Genomic DNA, 23,600 nt, shown 5'->3' on the forward strand with positions numbered 1-23,600 from the left:
CTTTTAGAATATCTTAAACAGATTTAAATATAAAATCAATTCATCATTAAAGTAAGTATAGGGTAGAAGTCGATACATTAATATTATTTATTGCATATACAATTTACAAAGGACTTGAAGAATTATCAAACTGCATACTAAAGATATTTTTATATTACATGCAATAAAGAGATTAAAACTATCTATGGATTAGAATATACTAATCCTCTTAGAATAAGAAAATTTTTGTGGTATTACAACTTAATAAAATTCAATTAAAAATTCAAGATATTATTGAGTTTGAACTTGGGTGACCCATTTGATGAAGTCAGGAATAATTATCTATTACCATTTGAGTTTGAAGAAAATGTTACATTTAGAAAAGCTTGCTTAGAATATAGACTTATTTGTCTGATTTAGGGTTGATATACTATACTTCTTGCTACAGCAACAAGTACCAAAAAAGAGGATGAACTAACAGTTCTTTATATCTGCTCATTTTTATTATAGATAGCATTCTTAAATAACTCTTCATTACTTACAATTAAATGTAGTATTATTCCCCACTAGATTTAAAAAGACCTGGTAAATGAAGTTTTCTTAATTTATTAATCTTTTGTATAAAAGAATTGTTCTGTAGTGCAAATTCAATATATATATAATGAACAATATGTGCTAATGTTGTATTATTACCAATTTGTAAATTATTTGAATTCTCTTCTAAGAAATAATTAGTAAGAATTATGTGATAGTTATTATTAAATTTTTTAAAAATATTTGGATCGATACCAATTTCTTTTAATGAATTTAGAAAAAAATTGTCTTTATCAAGTACAAAGTCAGATAATTTTCTTGTAGATAACGCTCTATCATAGATAGAATAATATATATTTTTGTTAAATGGTAACATTTTTTGTTCGATGTCTTGATAAAAAATAGAATTCTTATTATTTATAAAAATCTTTAAATTATTAAAAAAATTGTCTTTAGTAAATTTCAATATTGAAAAATTTGTATTATGAAGCTTTTCTTTTACCAATGTACTATCTGAATCATTAAAATAGTACGCATTAATACTTACTGAAGGATGGGCTTTCTTTAAACTTAACAAGTACCTAATAAACTCATCATCATAAATATTATCATTAGTTGCTAAAAATGCTATATTATTTTCAGGCATTGTATTTTGCAATCTTTCTATATTTAGGTTTCTATTCAGTTGTTTTACAAAGATAGTTTCATCATAATTTTCAACTAAATTATCTAAATAATTACTTGAATCTTCTTGTATAATAAAATCTTCATTTAAAACTAATGGATATAAATAAACACTATCATTGATTAGTTTATATATTTTATCAAATAAAAAACTTTGATTAGGAATCTTAGCTTGCACCCAAACTTCAGTATTATCTGCAATTTCATAAATATTTTTAGGACAAATAAGTTTGAATCTATTTATTACAGGACTAAAGATACTAATATACTCTTTTAGCACTTCTTCATCAAAATAAAAAGCAGAGAATTTTATATTTGGGAATTTATTAGAAATCTCTACGATCTTATTTACAAATTCCTGTTGAAGATTCTCTTTTATAGCAAAGAATCCTATGTGTTCTTTTAGATACTTTTCATTGAATAAATCTTTATCAATATCTTCTTTTAGACTATTTGCAAATTCAAAATAGCTAGTATTTGAAAGAGTGAAGTTTTCTTTTAAATTATTTGCAAGGGTGAACTTTTTTGGTACAATTAATTCAGTTTCTAGCTCTTTTAATGCTTTTTCTTTATTGTCAAACATTACACCATAGATATTTTCATAGTTATTTAAAATAATGTCATCTATTCTTTTTACATTTATTGTATTATCATATGTTTCAAGCCATAGTTCTACACTTGAAGTTATATTTGAAATATTATTTGGGATTGAAAGTTCGATTCTATTTAACTCTTGTTTAAATACAAATTGTGCTTGAATTTTTTGAAACTCAAAAAAGTAGAAAAGTTTTAATTCTACTTCTGGAAATCTTTTAAGTACTTCTTTTACATAGTTTACAAAATCTTTATTTGTAAGATTATCTTCTATTGCAAAAAAGCCAATTGAGTTTGGCTTGAAATCATATTGATAGCCTCTTTTTGAAGTTTCAACTAGTTCTTTAAAGAATGGTTCAGAGTAGATACTATTTTTTATAGAGTACTCTTTTAAATATTTGTTTAATTTTTTTAGTAAAATACTATTTTCATCACTTGAATATGATATTGAGATTACATAAGTATCAATTATCTTATTTAGTTGAGTAAGTAGATTCTTATTTATCTCATAAATATACTTTTTCTTATCATTCTCACTATCTAAATCAAATAGATAAAAGATATAGTGTAGATTGTGTGAAGAGTAGTTTAACAATATAGATTGCAAATCTTCGCAATGTTGTTTTTCAAATAGAACACTTTGAACAACATTTATTAGGGTATTTTGATATTCATCAAAATTGTTATATTTTTTTATTTTTTGAAATTGCTCAAGGTGTTTTTTCATTTTTTTAACACCACTAAGCTTTAAGTTTATTTTTTCTAAATCTTTTTCATTGTATCCAATTTCACTAATACCTTCTAATGCTTTAAAAATCTCATTTTTGTATGATTCTTGATCTTTCTTTGGGAAAGTTGAAAAATCTATATCTTCAATTCTTAAAGGAACTGCACCAGAAAGATATGCTCCATTTGATAGGTTATATACTTTTTGACTTTCATCTTTGTAGAATTCTGTGAATTGAGCAAAGGTATCAATATTTGTTTTAAATACAGGTATTGATTTAACTTCAGGCAAAAAGTTACCTTTTACAATAATTGTATTTTTTCTAAATGAGTAATTCTTATCTGATGAATCTTCTAACTCTTTTATTTTATTAAATGCACCAGCTCCTGAGTGACCTTCAATATGAGTTGCTCCTGATTCAACATCCATCGCAAAATCTAGACCTAAAAGATAAAGTTCTTTTGTTTGGAAAAGAAGTAATAACGCGTAGGTCAATTCACCAATACTCGGGCTTGTCAATATCCCAAAGTTTTCTTTTACTTCAAACATTGCTTGGAAGATAAAGATATTTTCTTTTGGAAAACTATTCATTAGTTTTGCATTTACATGTGAGGCAAAGATAAAAATTGTATCTTTGAAATAGTTTATATCATTTAGTTTATCCAAGGTATTAAGTACTTGAATATCTTGTTCATCATACTGTGTTACGATATCTGGTTTTATACCATTTTTTTCCAAAATAGGTAAGGTTGCATAGATAGCAACTATAGTAAATTTGTCTTGATTCTCTTTTACAAAATTAATATTATGTTGTAAAGAAGGACCAGCTGCAAGAAAAAGAATAGGTTTCTCAAAAGGTTTGAGGCTTTGTTTATATTTTACATTCAATAATTTAAAATTTTGAGTAATATATGAGTTTGTTCTACTTATACTTAAAAATGTTCTATCATAAGAATACAACAAATGTGCTTGTGAGACTAAGTAGTTTTGGATCACCTTCATATACATATCTGACCCAGAAGATATATTTACAAATTTTAAATAATGATTATAAATAAAAATTTCACCATAAAAACTATCAAATGTCTTTCTAAATTCATACTCATTTTGTGCTATTGAAAAATATAATTTTGTTTTTGTTGCCAGATTTGCATAATTTGTCACAAACAAAGATAATCTAAAAAACTCTAGATTAGGTTCAACTATTAAATATACATCTGAATTGAGTTTCTCATGTATCAAAGGTATATGAATTCCAAGTAAAACTCCAAAAATTATAAATTTGTGGAACTCTTTTACATTTTGTGGATTTGATACATTTTTATTTACAAAATTTATAACAGGAGCATTTCCTATAGAATATGAAGCTAAAATGTCTTGTTCAAGAGCTCTTTTTGCCATTTTGTCATTATAGGATAATTCATAATAAGTTTTAAAACTATTAACCGTAGCATCATAACTTATGTCATCAGCTATCTTTTGTGATATCTCATTTGAGTTTTGTGTGTATAAAAACTCTTTTGTTGTAGGATTTACTATGTCAAAGTGTGTGTTTAAGTATTGAAGTTCAAATTCTGGTTTTACTTGACCTAATTCAATTGCTGTTGCATAAAGTTCTAGCGTTTTATATAAATCAGGGTGATTTTGTTTAAAAAACTCTAAATTTTCATTATAAGTTTGTAATGCTAATTGCTGAACTTGATCCAATGACATTTTATACCTTATATAAATCTTTTTACTTAAGTAAAAAAAGTATTATTTAATAAATATTTTATCATAATAGCTCTAAAGATAGCTGAATTTTAGAAGATTTTTTTTATTTTTAACTAAAAAAAAGTAGTACCCAAAGAGCACTACTTTTTAGATGTTTAAGATTAATTACTATTGTAATAATCTTAATACATTTTGTTGGATTGAGTTTGCTTGACTCATAGCATACGATCCAGCTTGAGATATAATATTTTGTTTGTTGAAGTTTGCAGATTCTTGTGCATAATCAACATCTCTAATAATAGATTCTGCTGCTTTAACATTTGTTTGTTGAGTCATTAAGTTTCTAACCCCAGATTCAATTTGATTTTGAGATGACCCTAAATCTGCTCTAAATGTATTAAGTTGAGTAATAGCAGCATCAACTACACCTTGGAATTTATCCGTTTGAGCCACTGTTAACTGACCAGCTTGTAAAGATTTCAATGCAGAAAGAGTTAATCCACCTCTCATACCTTTATTTTCATCTGTTTCAGTATCTGCAACACCATCAGTGATTTTTAATTCTTTATTGCTTCCTGTCTCTTCATTGTAAATAGACAAATTAGCTGCATTAGCACTGAATGTCACACTTCCAGAAGTATCTGTTTGCTCTATTTTCATAGACCCAATATTATAAGTAGCTAGTGCACTACTTGCTGTATTTGCAGTATCTGTTGTTTGTCCGCCAAAGCTAATTACAGTTCCAGATGCAATAGTATATGAAGCTGCTTTAACTTCTACACCATTAACGATAGTTGCAGCTACTTTTACAATACCACTAGCACCATTAGTTGCACTAAATGTACCTAAACTATTTCCATTTATGTCTTTTACTTCTACTGATGCACCACTATTAGATGATAATTTATCTAAAATAAGTTGTGTATTAGAATCTAATTCACTAAGTGTACTTTGTTTACCAAAAGTAATATCTCCAGTAACCCCTGAAATACTTACTTTACCTACAGCACCACCTGATGCAAAACTTTCAAGTTTAAGTGCATTTGTTCCATCAGCTGTTACTCTGATTGAAGTTTCAGCTGAAATAGTATTACCTTTTGAACCAGTAGTATCTTGCATGATTCTTTCAGTTCCACCACCTAAACCTACAGTATTAGATTGAATTGATGCAGATTGGATGATATCATCTTTATTTTCACCAATTTGGAATCTTAATTGATCTGAACCTCTAGTATTATCATAACCACTTTGTAATAAAGTTGTACCATTATAGTTAGTTTGTGCAGCGATATTATCTAATTGCTCAAGTAATTTATTAATATCTTTTCTAATAGCTTCTCTACCATCATCAGAAGTAGTATCAGTATTAGCTTGAATTAATTTAGCTTTAACAGTATCTAAGATATTTGATTGTTCAGACATAGATTTATCAGCAATTTGGATTAATGAAACAGCTGAGTTACCATTGTCAATACCTTGACCAATAGAATTAGCTTGAGTTCTTAGTTTATCAGCAATTGCTAAACCAGATGCATCATCAGATGCTTTATTGATTTTTAATCCAGTAGAAAGTTTTTCTAATGAACTTGAAATTTTGTTACTTGTATTTTTTGCTGCTTCTTGTGCAGTAAGCGAAGCAACGTTAGTATTAATTCTCATAATAAATCCTTTAAATTATGACACATTGTGATAAATCACACCGAATACATTCTCAGGTGAATGAGCATAGAGTAAAACAACTCTTTGGAATCAATCGATCCCTACTTTGTAAAAAGAATTATTACATACCAATTCTTAAAAGTAGATTAAAATAAAATTTGACAATAAAAAAAGAGAGCTTTTATACTCTCTTTAAATTTGTTATTTAAAAGTGCTATTTATTGAAGTAGTCTAAGAACATTCTGTTGCACAGAATTAGATTGGCTCATAGCATAGTTTCCTGCTTGAGAGATGATATTTTGTTTATTGAAATTTGCAGATTCTTCAGCATAATCAACATCTCTAATTACAGATTCTGCTGCTTTTACATTTGTTTTTTGAGTCATTAAGTTTCTAACTGCTGATTCGATTTGATTTTGAGTAGAACCTAAATCAGACCGGTAAATATTCATTTGACTTAATGCAGCATCAACTATTGCTTGATACTTATCTGCTTGTACTTTTGTTAATTGACCTGTTGCTAAAGCTTTTAATCCAGCTAATGTACCGCCACCAATAATACTTCCTGATGCTGTAGTCACTTTTAATTCTTCACCATTTGCACTATTTAAGTTTTGAATATTAAGATTTTGAGCACTTGCATCAAAGGTAATACTTCCTGATGCTGAAGTTTGAGTAAGTGTCATTGCTCCAATTGTAAAAGTATTTAGAGGTTTGCCAGCAACTTCAACTGTATTTACTGTTTGTCCACCCATTCCAAGTGTTGTACCTGATGCAAGTGTAAATGTTATAGTTGGTTCTGCTCCATTTACTCCTGGTGTTGAATGTCTAATTAAAGCATCTTCTATTGTAGTAGGACTAGTTGGTGTTAGTGTAAAAGTTCCAATAGTTCTATTGTTTATGTCTTTTACTTCTACTGAGGCAGGATTTCCATTTACCCCACTTGTTGCATTTGCTAAAGCTTCTAATACAAATTGAGTAGTTGAATCTACATCACTAATCTCTGTTGTACCTGGTCCATTTGCAGTTATATCTCCAGGTATTCCTGTAATATTTACTTTTAAAGCAGTTCCTGTAGCATATCCATCTAATGTAATAGGATTTGTTCCATCTCCACTTATAACAGTTGATAAACCTTGAGAAATAACATTATTTCTTGTACTTGAACCAGAAACTTGGTCAAGAGCTTTGTCTCCTCCGCCTAATCCAACTGTATTTGACTGTACGAACGAACTTTGCATAACATCATCTTTATTTCCACCAATTTGAAATTTCAATTCAATTGAACTTGACATGCTGTCATAGCTATCTTGTAAAAGTGTAATACCATTATAACTTGTCTGTTGAGCGATATTATCTAATTGTTCTAATAGTTTAACAATATCTTTTCTAATAGCTTCTCTACCATCATCAGAAGTAGTATCAGTATTAGCTTGAATTAGCTTAGCTTTTACAGTATCTAAGATATTTGATTGTTCAGCCATAGACTTATCAGCAATTTGGATTAAAGAAATAGCTGAATTACCGTTATCTATACCTTGGCTAATTGATGAAGCTTGAGTTCTTAGTTTATCAGCAATCGCCAAACCAGAAGCATCATCACTAGCTTTGTTAACTTTCAATCCAGTAGAAAGTCTTTCTAATGAAGTTGCAATCTTCTTATTAGTATTGCTTGCCGCTTCTTGTGCAGTAAGCGAAGCTATGTTTGTATTTATTCTCATGTTTTTTACCTTGTTACAGCTTTTATACTAAATTTTAACAAGTTTTTTTGAGAATTACTCCTGTTTCGATGTGCCCAGAATAGGAAAATTGGTCAAATAAAGAAAATTTTAAGATTTGGTGAGATTTGATTAATCCTTTTAAATCTCTATGCAAAGTTTCTGGATTACATGAGATATATATAATTTGCTCGAAATTTTTAACTAATTCTCTAGTTGTATCATCAAGTCCAGATCTTGGAGGATCTACAAATATAGTTGAAAAGTTGTATTCACTTAAATTTATGTCTTTTAACCTTCTAAACTCTCTTACACTATTTAAAGCTTCCACAAACTCTTGCGCACTCATTCTTATAAAGTCAATATTTGTTATGTCATTTAACTCACAATTTAGAAGTGCAGAGTTGATTGAAGTTTTTGAAATCTCTGTAGCTAAGACCTTATTAAATTTAGTAGATAAAGGGATAGTAAAATTTCCACCTCCACAATAAAGTTCACATAAATCATCTTTTGTTTCAATATTATTTAAAACCCACTCTATCATTTTAATATTTACTTTTGTATTTGGTTGGGTAAATCCACCTTCTTTATAATGAAATTTAAAAGTATAATTATTTATATTTAGTTCTTCTTTAATAAAATCCTCTTTTAAAACAAGCTTTTGTTTACGGCTTCTTCCTATGATTTTGATATTTAGTTTCTCTTGTACTTCTCTTGCAACTTTTTCCCAAGTAGTATCTAATTTTTTGTGATAGATTAAAGTAACAAGTATATCATTTGTAGTTGAACCTAAAAATTCTACTGAATAGATTTTATAGTTTAATATTTCACTTTGTGAAATTTCAGTCAATAGTTTTGGCATAAGCTGGCTTATTTCTTTTGAGACAATTGAACAATTATTTATTTCAATAATATTTTTTTCAAAGCTTGTCATTCCATAAGATAGGGTTGGATTTTCTTCATCATCATAATTTTTCCAAAATCTAAATTCTGCTCTATTTCTAAAGTGCTCTTCATCACTTCTTATAACTTCAAAGTCCATCGTAGTAATATCTTGAAATCTCTGTTTTTCCCTAGATAGTTTATAATTTAATTGTTCTTCATAATTCATATCGTAAAAAGTACAACTACCACATTTTCCAAAATATTCACATGTCATCAAAATCCCTTAAAATCTTTTATTATAATATTATTATTTTATGATAAAATGAATTTAATACTTATAAAATTAAAAAGAATAATATGAAAACAAATTGGCAAGAACAATTAAAAGAACTTTTAAATTGTGATATAAAATCACTTTATCCCTTAGCAAGAACAATAAAAAGAGAACTGCACTTTTTTGTGGGACCAACAAACTCTGGTAAAACATATAAAGCAATGACGGAGCTTAAAAAAGCAGATTGTGGACTTTACTTAGCACCTTTGCGACTTTTAGCTTTAGAAGGGTATGAAGATTTGACTAAAGAGGGAATTCCAGCTTCTCTAATCACAGGTGAAGAGCAAAACTTAAACGAAGATGCAGCACATGTTTGCTCAACTATAGAGATGATTGATTTTAATATGGATGTTGATGTTGCAATTATTGATGAAGTTCAAATGCTCGATGATGATGACAGAGGTTGGGCTTGGGTAAATGCAATTATTGGCTGTCCTGCCAAAAAGATAATTATGACAGGAAGTGTAAATGCTCTTGATGCTGTTAAAAAAATAGCTGCATATTTAGATGAAGATTTGATAATTGAAAAGTTTAAAAGAAAAAATGAATTACAACTTTTAGATAAACATACAGCTTTAGGAAACTTAGAAAGTGGAACAGCTTTGATTGCATTTTCAAGAAGTGATGTTTTAAAATTAAAACAAAAACTTCAAAAAAAACATAAAATCTCAATCATCTATGGAAACTTATCTCCTGAAGTAAGACGGGATGAAGCAAGAAGGTTTAGAAATAAAGAGACAGATATCCTAATAGCAACAGACGCTATTGCAATGGGACTGAATCTTCCTATTAAAACAATACTTTTTACAACTCATATGAAATTTGATGGTATCTCAAGAAGAGGAATAAGCGTAAATGAAATAGTTCAAATAGCAGGAAGAGCAGGGCGATATGGACACCATGAAAAAGGTTTTATTGGAGCTACAACAAAAGATAGTTTAAAATATATAAAAGAAGAGTATTCTCAACCAATCAAAACTATTAAACCTCCATTTAAAGTGAAAATAAACAATGAGCAACTAACAAGTTTAGCAATGCATCTAAAAACAACCTCTTTGACAAAGGTATTGAAGTTCTTTTCTACAAATATGGTATTTGAGGGACCTTTTATTGCTGCAAATATTGGCTCAATGATTAGTGCGTCAACTATTGTTGACCAAAAGTTTAATTTAAAACTTGAAGATAAATATATGCTTGCTCAAGCACCTATTTCTGTAAAATCAAAGATTATTTTACAGGCATATGATATATATATTTCTGCAGTTTTAAAAAACAGAGTAATACGATACAAACCTTCAATAACTTTACCTAAAGTTGCACGAACACAGAAGGATTTATTGTTAGTTGAAGATGAGATTAAAAAAATATCCCTTTATTTATGGCTATCTTATAAATTACCAGAACAGTTCCCAGATGGTATAAAAGCTACGATAGCTAGAACTTCTTTTAATCAATTTATGGAAAACTCATTGAAAAAAGATATCAAATTATCAGCTGATGAACACAAAAGAGTTTTTCCACCAAGAGAAAAAAAAGAGTTTAGAGCAAGGAGAAGATTTTAATCTTCCCTTAGATATAATTGCGTATTATTGAAGTACTGTACAGGAGAATTAATGCTTAATCTATTTCGTTCAGATGATAGTACAACTTTACAAAAAGAGTTGATGAAAGACTATGTAAATGAAGAAAAAATACAAAAACTTATTGATAGTGGATTAAATATTAATGTAAGTGATGAAAAAGGTAGAACTCTTCTTTTTGAACTTGTACAAAAACGAAGAATAGAGGGAATGAAAATCCTAATTGAAAATGGTGCAAATATTGACCATGAAGATAAATTAGGAAAAACAATATTATCAATTGCAGCTTCAAATGCTGATGGTATGATGATAAGATTTTTACTCGATAAAAAAGCCTCTCTAAACTATGTAAACTCTTCTGGTAGGATTCTTATTCAAGATATAGCCTTAGAAGGAAACTTAAAAGTATTTCAACTTTTACTTGCACATGGAGCAGATTTAACTTTCAAAGATAGTTATGGAAGAACCGTACTTTTTGATGCAATTGAAGGTGGAAATATAAGGATTGTAAGAGAGATTTTAAATAATATTGACGATATAAATGTATCTGACAATGAAGGTGAAAGCGCTTTATTTTTGGCTAGCTTAAAAGATGATCAGACAATTATGAAATATTTAATAGAATTTGGATTAGATATAAATCATTTGAACAAAAATAAAAGAAATGTACTTTTTAAAATAGTTTTAAAAGGTGCTAAACACCTTGATACTATTGATGCTTTATTACAAAGAGATATAAATATAAATCAAAGAGATATTGAAGGTAAAACTGTTTTAGATGAGATATTAAAAATATTTAATATTGTAAGAGAAAATAATTTAGATAAGTACAGACAAACAGATTATAAATATGTAAAAAAAGAGAATGATTATCAAAAGCTTTTGACAGTATTAATTGAAAATGGTTTAGATATTGATAAAAAAGATGAAGAAGGTAAAAGTGCACTTTTTTATGCTATAGACAATAAAGATTTTGAGTTAATTGAGTTCTTTTTAAATGCAGGTGCAGATATCAGTACACAAGATAGAGATGGGAAAACAGTACTTTTTCAAGAGTGTTTAAAAGGCTATTCAAATTATGAAATGATTGATTACCTATTTGATAAAGGTATAGATGTAGACCATCAAGATTTTGATGAAAGAACTATTGTTGATGATTTAGCAGAGATGATTCTAATCCAAGAAAATGGCAAAAGAGCTCATTCAAGAAGATTTTTAGATATTGCTGAAAACGGAGATTATTTTAAACTTTTAAAAAGAATAATTATAAAAAGACCAAAATTAAATCAAGCCAGAAGCGATGGGAAAACTATTCTTTTTGATGTAATAAATTATAATAATATTGAGCTAATAAAAGCTCTTTTAAATAATGGTGCAGATATTAATAAAGTTGATAATGAAGGAAACACAGCATTTTCTTGTATGATAGATTTTGGGTTAAAAGCAAAAACAAAAAATGAAAGAAAGCAATTTTTAGAGAGAATTGTTTTTATGCTTAAATTTAGAGTTGATGTAAATAGTGTAGATAAAGATGGAAGAACTATTTTTCATAAAGCAGTTATTGCAGATGATTATGAACTTGTAGAGAAACTTTTATCTAAGAAAACAGATTTAAATATCAAAGACAAACAAGGTAGAACTGTCTTACATCATACACAATGGAAAGGTAATTATAAAATTGCAAGACTTTTAATAGCAGCAGGTGCAGATATGAATGAACCTGATTTTGCAGGGTTTACAATTTTGAATTATGCGGCAATATTAGGACATGCAAAACTTGTGATGGTACTTATTGCTTCTGGAGTTTTGATGTACAATAGAGCTAAAAAGAGTAAAGCAGTAGCTACTTTTTTTAAAGAAAAAGAAGCTAATCTAACAAAATTAGTTGAGAGCAATATCACTGATGAGAAGATGAGAAGTTCACTTCAACAAGTTGCAGATAATTTAAGAAAAGAAATATCAGAAGCGTTAAGGTAAGGTATAAATGTTTAATAAATCAATTATTATTCTAGCAGCTGGTGCTGGGACTAGAATGAAATCAGAGACTCCAAAGGTATTACATAAAATTTCTGGTAAACCTATGTTGTACTATAGTATTAAAGAAGCTTTAGAAATAAGTGATGATATTACAGTTGTATTATATCATCAAGCTGATTTAGTAAAACAAACAATGCAAGAGTATTTTTCTGACAAAGTTAATTTTGTAATACAAGACCATATAAATTTCCCAGGAACTGGTGGGGCTGTTATGGGAATAAAACCAAAGTATGAAAAAACTTTGGTTTTAAACGGTGATATGCCACTAATCCAAGCAAGTGAACTTGAAAGATTTGATATAGATGCAACTATTGTAATGTCAGTTTTAGAGTTGAAAAGTGCTGATGGATATGGAAGAGTAGTTATCCAAAACGGTGAAGTAAAGAAAATTGTTGAACAAAAAGATGCAAGTGCTGAAGAGCTAAAAATCACAAGTGCAAATGCTGGTATTTATCAATTTTGTACAGAATTTTTATTAAATTCTTTACCTCTTTTATCAAATGATAATGCTCAAGAAGAGTATTACATCACTGATTTGGTAGAAATAGCAATTAATAGTCAAAAAACATTAAAACCTTTAGTTGTAAATGAAGAAAACTTTAAAGGCGTTAATTCAAAATATGAACTTGCTTGTGCTGAGGTTATTCATCAAAATAGAATAAAAGAATCTTTTATGAAAGCTGGAGTTATCATGAGATTGCCTGATACTATTTATATAGAGTCTGATGTTGAAATTATTGGCGAAAGCATTATTGAAAATGGAGTTACTATTTTAGGAAATAGTAAAATAGAAAATTCTCATATAAAAACAAATACAGTAATTGAAGATGCAACTCTTATAAATAGTGATGCTGGTCCAATGGCAAGAATAAGACCAGGTTCAATTATAAAAGATACTCACATAGGAAACTTTGTAGAGACTAAGAAAGCAATATTAACAGGTGTAAAAGCTGGACATCTTTCTTATCTAGGAGATTGTGAAATAGATGTTGGCACAAATATAGGCTGTGGAACAATTACTTGTAATTATGATGGGGTTAAAAAATATCAAACTAAAATAGGCAAAAATGTTTTTGTGGGAAGTGATACTCAGCTTGTAGCTCCTGTTACAATAGAAGATGATGTATTAATTGCAGCTGGAACTACTGTTACAAAAAATGTAAAAAAAGGTGATTTAGTTTTAACAAGGGCAGCTACAAAAGTAGTAAAAGGGTATTTTTATAAATTCTTTGGAAGAAAAAATGCTTAAAAATAAAAATATATTAGTGGGAGTTACTGGCTCAATTGCTATTTATAAAACTTTAGAACTCATCAGATTGTATATAAAAGCAGAAGCAAATGTAAAAGTTATAATGACTGCTTCTGCTAAAAAATTTATAACACCTTTGACTTTTGAAACTATCTCTCAATCTCAAATTTTAGATGATACTAATGAGTCTTGGGACAAAGATTCTCACTATAATCATATAGCAATAGGTAAGTGGGCTGACATTTTTGTAATAGCCCCTGCTAGTGCTAATACTATAAATAAATTAAGCCATGGAATAGCTGATAATATCTTAACTCAAACAGCGTTAGCTTATCCTAGAGTAAAACTTCTGTGTCCAGCAGCAAATACAAATATGATACAAAATCCAATGACAAATGCAAGTATGAAGATGCTAAAACTTTGTAATTACAAAATCTTAGAACCTGTATCAAAAGAACTAGCTTGTAGAGATATTGGTAATGGAGCTTTAAGTGAAGTAGATGATATTTATTATGCTACATTAAAAGAGCTTTTAAAAGATGAGTATTGGGAAAATAGAAAAGTTATATTAAGTGGTGGTGGAACAGTTGAAAAAATAGATGATGTTAGATATATCTCAAACTTTTCTTCAGGTAAGATGGCCTCTTCTTTAGCTTTAGCACTTTATTTAAAAGGTGCAGATGTATGTTTGATAAGTTCAAGAGGACATGAAGATTTACCAAAAGGCATACATATAATAAATGCTCAAAGTTCTCAAGAGATGTTTGAATATCTGCAAGAATCAATTGATGTTGCAAAAAAAGGAATAATTAGTTCTACTACTTTAATGGATAACTCAAATCCAAGTTTGATACAAAAAAAGCCATACCTTTTTATGGTAGCAGCTGTGAGTGACTATCTTCCTTCTTTTGCTCAAAAAGGAAAACTAAAAAAATCTATACTTGGTGAAAAGTGGAACTTAGAGTTAAAACAAAATATAGATATTTTATCAAGTTTAAATAGAAGTGATATTTATACAATAGGCTTCAAAGCTGAGCTGGATAAAAAAGTTGCTTTTGAAAATGCAAAAAATATGGCAATTGAAAAAAATGTTGATGCTGTTTGTCTAAATATAATTGATGAAAAGAATTCATTTGGGTCTAGTTCAAATAATATTGACTTGATTATAAAAGATAAGACAATAAATCTTACTGGAGATAAGTTTGATATTTCATTTAATATTTTAGATATGCTTTCTTCGGAGTTTTATGAATAATTTACCGCAACATGTGGCCATTATTATGGATGGTAATGGAAGATGGGCAAAAGAGCAAGGACTAAATAGAACAGCTGGACATGAAGAGGGTGCTAAAACTGTAAGAGAGATTACCACTCATGCAAATAATTTAGGTATAAAATACTTAACTTTATATGCTTTCTCCACTGAAAATTGGACGAGACCAAAATTAGAAGTTGAGTTTTTAATGAAACTTTTAGAGAGATATTTAAAAAATGAGTTATTAATTTATTTAGAAAATAATGTTAAATTTAAAGCAATCGGTGATTTGTCAAAGTTTTCAAAATCTTTACAAAAAGTTATAAGTGAAACTCAAGAAAAAACAAAAAACTGTAAAGGCTTAACTCAAATATTAGCTTTAAATTATGGTTCAAGAGATGAAATTACAAGGGCTGTTAAAAAATTAGTTGATAAAAAGCTTGAAATAAATCAAGAAAATATAGAATCATGTTTGGATACAGCTGGTATTCCTGATGTGGATATGTTAATACGAACAAGTGGTGAGATTAGAATTTCAAATTATCTTTTGTGGCAGTGTGCTTATGCAGAAATGTTTTTTACAAAAACTTATTGGCCAGAATTTTCTAGAAATGATTTTGATGATTTATTAAGTGATTATACAAATAGAGAGAGAAGATTTGGATCTGTTTAATATTTTTGTATTTATTTTTGGTGCAATAATAGGTTCATTTTTAAATGTAGTGATTTATAGAGTTCCTAGGGGTGAGTCTATTGTTACTCCAAGAAGTCATTGTACAAAATGTGGAAAAACAATATCTTGGTATCATAATATTCCTATTATTTCATATATTATTCTTGGTGGAAAATGTAAATATTGTGATGAGAAATATTCTATAAACTATTTTTTTGTGGAGATGTTATCTGCTCTTATTGCTTTGAGTCTTTTTGTAAAAATTGGTTTTTCATTGGAATATTTTTTAATATTAGCACTATTTTATACTTTACTTGTATTATCATTTATTGATTTAGAGTATAAAGCTGTTCCCGATTGGATTTTGTTACTTGTGGTTATTTTAGGTTTTTCTTGTGTTTATAATAATTTTTTAGACTCTATTAAAGATGGATTTATTTTTGTTGGAGCTTTTGTTATGCTAGATTTTTTTGTAACTTTTTATATTCAAAATATAAAATCAAAGATATTAAAAGATGAAACTTTAAAAACACAAAGAGCTTTGGGAGAGGGTGATTTACCAATTATTGCTGTTATTGGGGCACTTTTAGGTTTGGCTTCAGGAATGATAGCTATATTTTTAGCAGCACTTTTTGCTATAATTCCATCAATTTATAATAATATCAAAAACAGTGAAAAACAAACAGCCTTTATTCCTTATTTGTCTTTAGGTTTTTTTGTTGAGTATATATTTCAAATTTCAAAGGTTATTTTGTGAAGCTAAAACAATATTTATTATCACAATTTTCAAATACATTTTTTCCCATATTTTTAGTACTTTTTTTTATTACTTCAATTATATTTTTAGTAAGAATAGCCTCAATTACTTCGGTTATTACCCTAAATATCTTAGAACTTGGTACTTTATATGCATATAATTTACCTAATATTGTTTTTTATACTATGCCCATATCTTTTTTTGTAGCTATGGTAATTACTTTGTCTAAATTATCAAGTGAATATGAGCTTATTGTTATAACTTCTTTTGGTTTAAATCCCTCAAATATTTTAAAAGTATTTTTACCTATTACTTTTTTTATATCTTTGTCTTTATTGATTATTTCAATAGGATTAATTCCCAAAACAAAATATCTATCTCATGAATTGATTAATCAAAAAACAAAAGAAGCAAACTTTAATATAAAAGCATCAGAATTTGGGCAAAAGTTTGGTGATTGGCTTATATACATAAGTAAAAAAGATGATAAACTTTATGAAGAAGTTAAACTTTTCAAAACACAAGATAATGGTACCGATCAATTTATTATAGCTAAAAATGCAAAGCTAAATAATGACTTAGGAAATTTGAGTTTTGTTTTAAAAGATGGAAAAGCTTTTTATTTTGAAAAAAATAAGATTAATCAAATAGATTACAATGTTATGCATATAAATGACACTTTAAGCGAATCAAAATCAACTTCTTTTACAAATGCTTATGCCTATTGGAAAGAAAAAATTGGAAGTGATGGGGATGTAGCAAAGTTCTCTTTTTATGTATTAACTTCAATTTTTCCGTTTATCTCTATTTATTTGGTAGTTGCTTTTGGTTATTTCAATCCAAGATATGAAAAAAATAGATCGGTTGCTTATGCAATTATTAGTGTTGTTGGGTATTATTTGATTTCTGATCCTTTAACTAAGACAATAGGTCTTTTTTCTATCCCATTAATAATTGTTTTTTGGACGATATTATCATACTTTGTTTATAAGTTAAATGTAAAAAAAGTATATTAATGAATGTAAAAATGACAATCTCTTATGATGGTTTTTCTTATCAAGGTTCACAAAGACAAAGTAATAAAAAAAGTGTGGAAGATAAACTTATAGAAGTATTTAAATTGTTAAATATTGAACCTAAAATAACATTAAGTGGAAGAACTGATAAACAAGTACATGCTACCGGACAAGTTTTTAATATACTTATTCCTGCTTACTGGTCAAACTTCTCAAAGCTAAAGCAAGTTATGAATTATAAGCTACCAAGTTCTATAAGAGTTAGAAATATTCAAAAAGTAAGTGATGAATTTCATGCAAGATTTCATGCTAAAAAAAGAGTATATAGATATGTTATTTCTACAAAAGAAGTAACACCTTTTTTGGCAAATTATGTTACTTTTGTAAAACAAATAAATGAAGAGAAAATAAAAGAGGCAATAAAACTTTTTATTGGAGTGCATGATTTCGAATATTTTCACAAAAGTGGTAGTGAAAAAGAGAATAAAGTAAGAGAAATTTTTGATGCAAAATTTTACAAATATAAAGATTTTTATATCTTTAGATTTGAAGCAAATTCATATTTGAGATCTCAGATTAGAATTATGGTTGGTTTTTTATTAAAAATTTCAGAAGGAAAATTTTCAAAAAATGATTTAAAATCTCAACTTTCCAGAGAAAAATATATCTATAAAACCCCCGCTATTCCTAATGGTTTGTACTTATCACAAGTTAAGTACTAAATATAAATATAAATTAAATTATTTTTTATAATTTTTATGTTAAAAGAAAAATAGAAAAAAGATGGTATAATAGAAAGAATAATCAATAATAATTATAAAAAAATATAGGAGCTCTGTATGAGTATATATACAACTAGAGTTTTGCTAGTAGAAGATGAAGAAGTTGCTAGGAAAACATTATCTTTTTATTTAAACACAATCTTCGATGAAGTAGTCGTAGCAAGTGATGGTCAAGAAGGAATTAATTTTTATAAAGAAAGCTTTAATAATGATAAGTGTTTTGATTTAGTTTTAACTGATATTAAAATGCCAAATAAAGATGGTATTGAAATGATTGATGAAATTTTGGAAATTGTTCCAGATCAAAAGTTTATAATAGTTTCTGCACATAAAAATGAAGAAGATTTATTAAAACTTATCAATTTAAAAGTTTTAGGGTATTTTGTTAAACCATTAAATGTAGATGATATGATGGATATGTTACAAAAAGCAAATGATGAATTAATTAGTGCTAAAAAAGACAGCAAAGAAGATGATTCTCCATTAGTTTTAAATAATACATATACCTATAATAGAAGTAGAAGTTTATTATACAAAGATGGGTTGAGTGTAAAACTATCTAAAAAAGAGTCTCAAATTTTAGAAGTTTTAATTAAGAACTTAGGTGAAGTTGTTTCTGTAGAAAAATTCAAAGAAGATGTTTGGGGTGATTTGACTACAAATGATTCTGCATTTAGAACAGTAATGAAAAGATTAAAAGATAAAGTTATTGATGATGATTTTATTATTTCACAAAAAGGTTATGGTTATATTATAGAATTACCATATATGTAATTTATTGATATTTAACTTTTAAAAAGGTGGGAATTTTTTCTCACCTTTTTTTATTTCTTTTAAATCGGACAAATTTGAAAACAAAAGAACTTTCTATAATTATATACAACATAGTAGTTGTATTATCTGTAATGTATGCAACTCAGCCACTTCAACCCTTACTTGCAAAAGAGTTTGAAGTATCAATTGTAAAATCTTCACAATTTACAGCAGTTATCATGTTATTTTTAGCAATTGCACCTATTATTTATGGATATATATTAGAACGAGTAAATGCAAAAAGGGTTTTATTGACAGCTTCACTTATTTTAGCCGTTACAAATACTTTTTTATCTTTTTCAACATCATACGAGATGTTTTTAACTATAAGAACAATAGAAGCCATAGTAATACCAGCGATTTTAACTTCATCTATGAGTATCTTAGCAAACATAGATAAAGTAAATGTGAAACTAAATATGTCAATATATGTGGCTTCAACAGTTTTTGGTGGTTTAGTAGGAAGGGTATTTTCAGGATATATTGCCACATATTTTTCTTGGCAAATGGTTTTCTTATCTCTATCTTTTGCTTCAATTATTGGATTGTTTTTAGTTACAAGATTAAACTATGATGCCCAAGCTCACTTAACAAAAGCTACAATAAAAGATATCACACATATATTAAAAGATAAAAGATTTTTTGTAATATATCTTTTGATGTTTTCTATATTTTTTGTATTTGCAGGAGTTTTAAATATCTTGCCATTTAGACTTAAAGAGTTAGATCCAAGTACAAGTGAGAGCCAGATAGGACTTTTATATTTAGGATATGGGGTTGGAATAGTTGTCTCACTTTTTATTCATAAGATTATAAAATTCTTTGATAAAGAGATGAAAACTATACTTTTTGGAATAATAATCTTTTTAATCTCAACAGCACTATATATAGTAGAAAATCCACTTATTATATTTCTAAATGTATTTTTATTTTGTTTAGGAATGTTTACAGTTCATACGGTTAGTACTAGAATGGCAAACTCCCTAAAAGAGTCACAAAAATCATTAACCTCAGGTATGTACCTAAGTTTCTATTACATAGGTGGAACAGTTGGTTCAATTATCCCTCCAATGTTTTATTCTCTTTATGGTTGGGATAAAACTATATACTTATGTATGTTTTTACTTTTTGTAATCTTTATTTTTGTATATTCAAATAGAAAAATATTTAAGGCGTATAATTGATTTTAGGAAAATGTCCTTATTGTAAAGATGGACAAATAGAAGTAAGAAAAAAAGAGGTTAATGGCAAAAAAATAGAGCTTTATGCTTGTTCTAATGCCAAATGGTACAGCGAAGATGGAGAACTCTTCGAACTCACCCCTGAGGCAACTTGTGATTTTAAGATATGGCAAAATTCTTTGAGGAAGTATGGGAAGTATTTGAAACAAAGAGAAGTGAGAGCTTTACTTTTAGGAGAAGATGTTGTTGTTACTTTTCATTCTAAGAAGTATAAAGAGAAGGTTACTTATCAGAAGTATATAATGCTAAGTCAAGAGTATGGAGTGTCAGTCATCTGGGACATCGACATAGAATAAAAAAGCCATCTTTTTACAAATTTCTGCGTCAGAACAATAAATTTACTCAGTCACATACTGCTTGTATGTTCCTTCCCAAATTGATTCCTCTTCCTTGAACTTACTAAAAATATGGCTTTTTTGTATTTTATTTAAAGTGTCGAAATGCTAATTTTTAAATAATATTCTTGTAACATACTTATAAATATTTTATTTAAAGAGTTATTATGGAATTGGTTTATTTGTGGGTTGAGGATTATAAGAATATAAAGAAGCAGGGGTTTAATTTTTCTCCTAGGTTTAAGTGTGAGTTAAAAGATGAGTATGATGAGAAAGGAAAATTAAAAGATAATTGCGAATTAATTATTGATAAAAATGAAGATTATGTGAGTATTTTCCCTGAGAACATAAATATTACTGCTATTGTTGGGGAGAATGGGAGTGGGAAGAGTAATCTTATTAAATGTATTGATTTTGTGTTTACTAGTTGTCAATATAACATTTATTTTTCGAATAATATTCTTTATTCTGATTTTCCATTAAAACAAATTATTAATAAAACAAATTATGAATTAAAAGAAAAAGAAGAACATAATGAAATAATATTTTTGAACAGAAATTTTTTTATGGAAGTTCCTTTAAATGGTGCATTATCTCCTTTATTTTTAGATAATAAAAATTTATATTCAAAATATTTTAAATTAGACAAAAAAAACTCTACAATAAATATAAATAATTTTCATAAAGAGATTCTAAGAACTTTGTTATTTAGTAAAAGTAATATTAAAAATACATTCTTTAATCCCAAAAAAATAAGAATTAAATTTAATCAATTACATAAAGATTTCATTGAATCTAAAAAAATAAGAGAAATACGAATTTATAATAATTTATATAATTATAAAGAAATATATAAAATTTATTTAAAATCTAACGATTTGATTTCATCTCAAAATAAGGGGATTGATGTTGAAAGCGAAATGATTGATTTTTTAAACGATAAAGATAAAATATTAAACTTTAATATTTATGATGAATCCTTTATATTAAAAGGAGATGATGATATTTTTAAGTTTTTGGAGAAGTTTATCGTAAATAATCCTAGCTTGCTTTTTTCAAAAGATTTTATATTTCGAGAATTAAAAAGAATTGAATTCTTAAAAGATAATAATTTTGAAATATTTCTTTATTTAAATAAAATAGGATTTTTAGAGTATGACTTTATAGATGAACAAAAAACTTTTTCGTCTTTAAGTAGTGGAGAAAAATCTTTTTTCAGTGAATTCTTATTTTTAAATAAAGAGATATTTTATAATCGAGAAAATAAAACTTTTTTATTAATTTTTGATGAACCTGAAACTACTTTACATCCACAATGGCAAAAAAAATATATAAATGAGGTTGTAACTTTTTTAAAGAATTATACAACAAAAGATATTCAATTCCATGTACTCATCACATCTCATTCTCCATTTATTTTGTCAGATTTACCAAAAAAGAATATAATATTTTTAGAAAAAGGAAAACAAGTTTATCCGTTTGAAGATAATCAACAAACTTTTGGAGCAAATATTCATACTTTACTTTCTCATGGATTTTTTATGAAAGATGGACTTATGGGTGAATTTGCAAAAGATAAAATTGATATAGCAATCAAATATTTAAATCAAACAAAATTAAGTGATGATGAGATTAGTTATTGTGAAAACATTATCTCAATTATTGGTGAGCCAATAATTAAAAGAGAATTGCAAAGAAAATTAGATAGTAAAAGATTATCAAAATTAGACAAAATTGATGAAATTGAAGAACAAATGAGATTGCTTGAACATCGTTTAGAAATGATAAGGAAAAATCAGAAATGATTAAAATTGATACTTCTAAAATAGATAGTTCGAAATATTATAAATATATAGAAAATTATATAAATCAAAAAGATACTAAGTATTCTCTAGAAAATATTAATTACGATTTATTAATGATTTTTGATAAAGATTTAGAACAAATAGTTACGGCAAAACCTAATGAAGTAAGAGAATTGATAAAAATAGCTCCTAAAGATTTTACAAAAGATATTACTCAATTAAAAGATTTATATGAAGTTTTTAGAAATAAGTGGGCGGTTGAATTTATAGAAGATTTAAATATAAAAGTTTGCCCTTTTTGCAATAGAGAATATATATTTAAATTTGAGGATAAAATAAAAGGAGAACCACGAATAATTGCTTCTTTAGATCATTATTATGATAAAAATACTTATCCTTTTTTATCTGTAAGTATCTTTAATTTCATACCTTGTTGTCATATTTGTAATAGTAAATTTAAACATACAAAGAATTTTTACAATAGAAAACATCTTCACCCATATGAAGATAGTTTTAACGGAAAAGCAAAATTTACGAAATTTTTTAATAATGTAAATTATGAAAATAAAAAATTTGATTTGTTATCCAAAGAGAGAATATCATTAACTCTAAAACCTTTAGATACTAATGATATTGCAACACAAAATACAATAAATACATTTAGATTAGAAACTTTATACCAAGAGCACAAAGATATAGTTCTAGAACTCATCCAAAAAGCACAAGTTTATAATGAAAGTTATATTGATGAACTTTTTCAAAAATATGAGGGAACTTTATTTAAAAATCGTGAGGATGTTTTACGGCATATAACTGGTGGATATATAGAAGATAAAGATATAAACAAACGACCTCTTTCAAAGTTGATAAAAGATATTAGTGAAGAGTTGGATTTAATATAATATTTTCTCTTGAAGAGGTAAACCTCTTCGCTTCTCTTACTTTGTGTGGACAAAGTAAGCAAAACCACCAACGGTTTCAAAGCCCTTTAGGTTCCCTCATTTATTATTTATCTTTTCTAAGTTACAAAACTCATAAATAAATGTGCATTTAGCACATTTATTTACTCAAACAGTTGTAACTCTTTTCCGAAAAGAGAAATAAACATTCGGCTTTTGCAAATGTTGGAATAAAAGGTGGGATAAGGACATTTGCATTTTTGATTTGTTTAGACTTCTAACTTCTCTTTTCTAAATTTACAAATGATAGTTTGAACTGTAGGGATTTTTT

17 protein-coding genes are annotated in these 23,600 nt (G+C 27.2%); 13 read left to right on the forward strand and 4 right to left on the reverse strand.

Annotated features, from left to right (window positions below):
- Window positions 1-535: 535 nt before the first annotated feature.
- From CRU95_RS01810 to trmA, 4 genes are all read right to left on the reverse strand, one after another.
- Complete coding sequence (locus tag CRU95_RS01810; protein WP_129099449.1) at window positions 536-4,231, reverse strand: 6-hydroxymethylpterin diphosphokinase MptE-like protein; 3,696 nt, start codon at window positions 4,229-4,231, stop codon at window positions 536-538.
- Window positions 4,232-4,399: 168 nt separating this feature from the next.
- Complete coding sequence (locus CRU95_RS01815) at window positions 4,400-5,890, reverse strand: flagellin (RefSeq protein ID WP_129099450.1); 1,491 nt, start codon at window positions 5,888-5,890, stop codon at window positions 4,400-4,402.
- A 218-nt stretch (window positions 5,891-6,108) separates the two neighbouring features.
- Window positions 6,109-7,611 (reverse strand): flagellin, encoded by a 1,503-nt coding sequence (locus CRU95_RS01820; RefSeq protein WP_129099451.1) that lies wholly within the window; start codon window positions 7,609-7,611, stop codon window positions 6,109-6,111.
- 34 nt (window positions 7,612-7,645) lie between these two features.
- Complete coding sequence (gene trmA, locus CRU95_RS01825; RefSeq protein WP_129099452.1) at window positions 7,646-8,767, reverse strand: tRNA (uridine(54)-C5)-methyltransferase TrmA; 1,122 nt, start codon at window positions 8,765-8,767, stop codon at window positions 7,646-7,648.
- A gap of 83 nt (window positions 8,768-8,850) precedes the next feature.
- Here trmA and CRU95_RS01830 point away from each other — a divergent pair, with 83 nt between their 5' ends.
- From CRU95_RS01830 to CRU95_RS01890, 13 genes are all read left to right on the forward strand, one after another.
- Window positions 8,851-10,389 (forward strand): helicase-related protein, encoded by a 1,539-nt coding sequence (locus CRU95_RS01830; RefSeq protein ID WP_129099453.1) that lies wholly within the window; start codon window positions 8,851-8,853, stop codon window positions 10,387-10,389.
- 51 nt (window positions 10,390-10,440) lie between these two features.
- Entirely contained in the window at window positions 10,441-12,384 is a 1,944-nt protein-coding gene (locus CRU95_RS01835; RefSeq protein ID WP_129099454.1) for an ankyrin repeat domain-containing protein, read from the forward strand.
- 7 nt (window positions 12,385-12,391) lie between these two features.
- Window positions 12,392-13,693, forward strand: a complete 1,302-nt coding sequence (gene glmU, locus CRU95_RS01840; RefSeq protein WP_129099455.1) for a bifunctional UDP-N-acetylglucosamine diphosphorylase/glucosamine-1-phosphate N-acetyltransferase GlmU — start codon at window positions 12,392-12,394, stop codon at window positions 13,691-13,693.
- A complete protein-coding gene (gene coaBC / locus CRU95_RS01845) occupies window positions 13,686-14,948 on the forward strand; it encodes a bifunctional phosphopantothenoylcysteine decarboxylase/phosphopantothenate--cysteine ligase CoaBC (protein WP_129099456.1) in 1,263 nt (420 codons plus the stop codon). Before glmU ends, coaBC begins: the two co-directional genes overlap by 8 nt.
- The gene (locus CRU95_RS01850) at window positions 14,941-15,621 is read left to right on the forward strand and encodes a di-trans,poly-cis-decaprenylcistransferase (RefSeq protein WP_129099457.1); all 681 of its coding nucleotides are present in this window, start codon (window positions 14,941-14,943) and stop codon (window positions 15,619-15,621) included. The genes coaBC and CRU95_RS01850 overlap by 8 nt, the downstream gene beginning before the upstream one ends.
- A complete protein-coding gene (locus CRU95_RS01855; RefSeq protein ID WP_258238596.1) occupies window positions 15,581-16,378 on the forward strand; it encodes an A24 family peptidase in 798 nt (265 codons plus the stop codon). The genes CRU95_RS01850 and CRU95_RS01855 overlap by 41 nt, the downstream gene beginning before the upstream one ends.
- The gene (locus CRU95_RS01860; RefSeq protein WP_129099458.1) at window positions 16,375-17,394 is read left to right on the forward strand and encodes an LptF/LptG family permease; all 1,020 of its coding nucleotides are present in this window, start codon (window positions 16,375-16,377) and stop codon (window positions 17,392-17,394) included. The genes CRU95_RS01855 and CRU95_RS01860 overlap by 4 nt, the downstream gene beginning before the upstream one ends.
- Complete coding sequence (truA, locus tag CRU95_RS01865; protein WP_129099459.1) at window positions 17,394-18,116, forward strand: tRNA pseudouridine(38-40) synthase TruA; 723 nt, start codon at window positions 17,394-17,396, stop codon at window positions 18,114-18,116. Before CRU95_RS01860 ends, truA begins: the two co-directional genes overlap by 1 nt.
- Before the next feature lie 117 nt (window positions 18,117-18,233).
- Window positions 18,234-18,950 carry a response regulator transcription factor gene (locus CRU95_RS01870; RefSeq protein WP_129099460.1) on the forward strand — a complete coding sequence of 239 codons (717 nt, stop codon included), beginning with the start codon at window positions 18,234-18,236 and terminating at the stop codon, window positions 18,948-18,950.
- Between the two features lie 74 nt (window positions 18,951-19,024).
- A complete protein-coding gene (locus CRU95_RS01875) occupies window positions 19,025-20,173 on the forward strand; it encodes an MFS transporter (RefSeq protein ID WP_258238597.1) in 1,149 nt (382 codons plus the stop codon).
- The gene (locus CRU95_RS01880; protein ID WP_129099461.1) at window positions 20,170-20,526 is read left to right on the forward strand and encodes a hypothetical protein; all 357 of its coding nucleotides are present in this window, start codon (window positions 20,170-20,172) and stop codon (window positions 20,524-20,526) included. The genes CRU95_RS01875 and CRU95_RS01880 overlap by 4 nt, the downstream gene beginning before the upstream one ends.
- Window positions 20,527-20,732: 206 nt before the next feature.
- Window positions 20,733-22,370, forward strand: a complete 1,638-nt coding sequence (locus tag CRU95_RS01885) for an ATP-binding protein (protein ID WP_129099462.1) — start codon at window positions 20,733-20,735, stop codon at window positions 22,368-22,370.
- Entirely contained in the window at window positions 22,367-23,272 is a 906-nt protein-coding gene (locus tag CRU95_RS01890) for a hypothetical protein (protein WP_129099463.1), read from the forward strand. The genes CRU95_RS01885 and CRU95_RS01890 overlap by 4 nt, the downstream gene beginning before the upstream one ends.
- Window positions 23,273-23,600 lie beyond the last annotated feature (328 nt).

This window comes from Arcobacter sp. F2176, from assembly GCF_004116465.1.
In the GTDB taxonomy this organism is placed as follows: domain Bacteria; phylum Campylobacterota; class Campylobacteria; order Campylobacterales; family Arcobacteraceae; genus Arcobacter; species Arcobacter siniprincipis.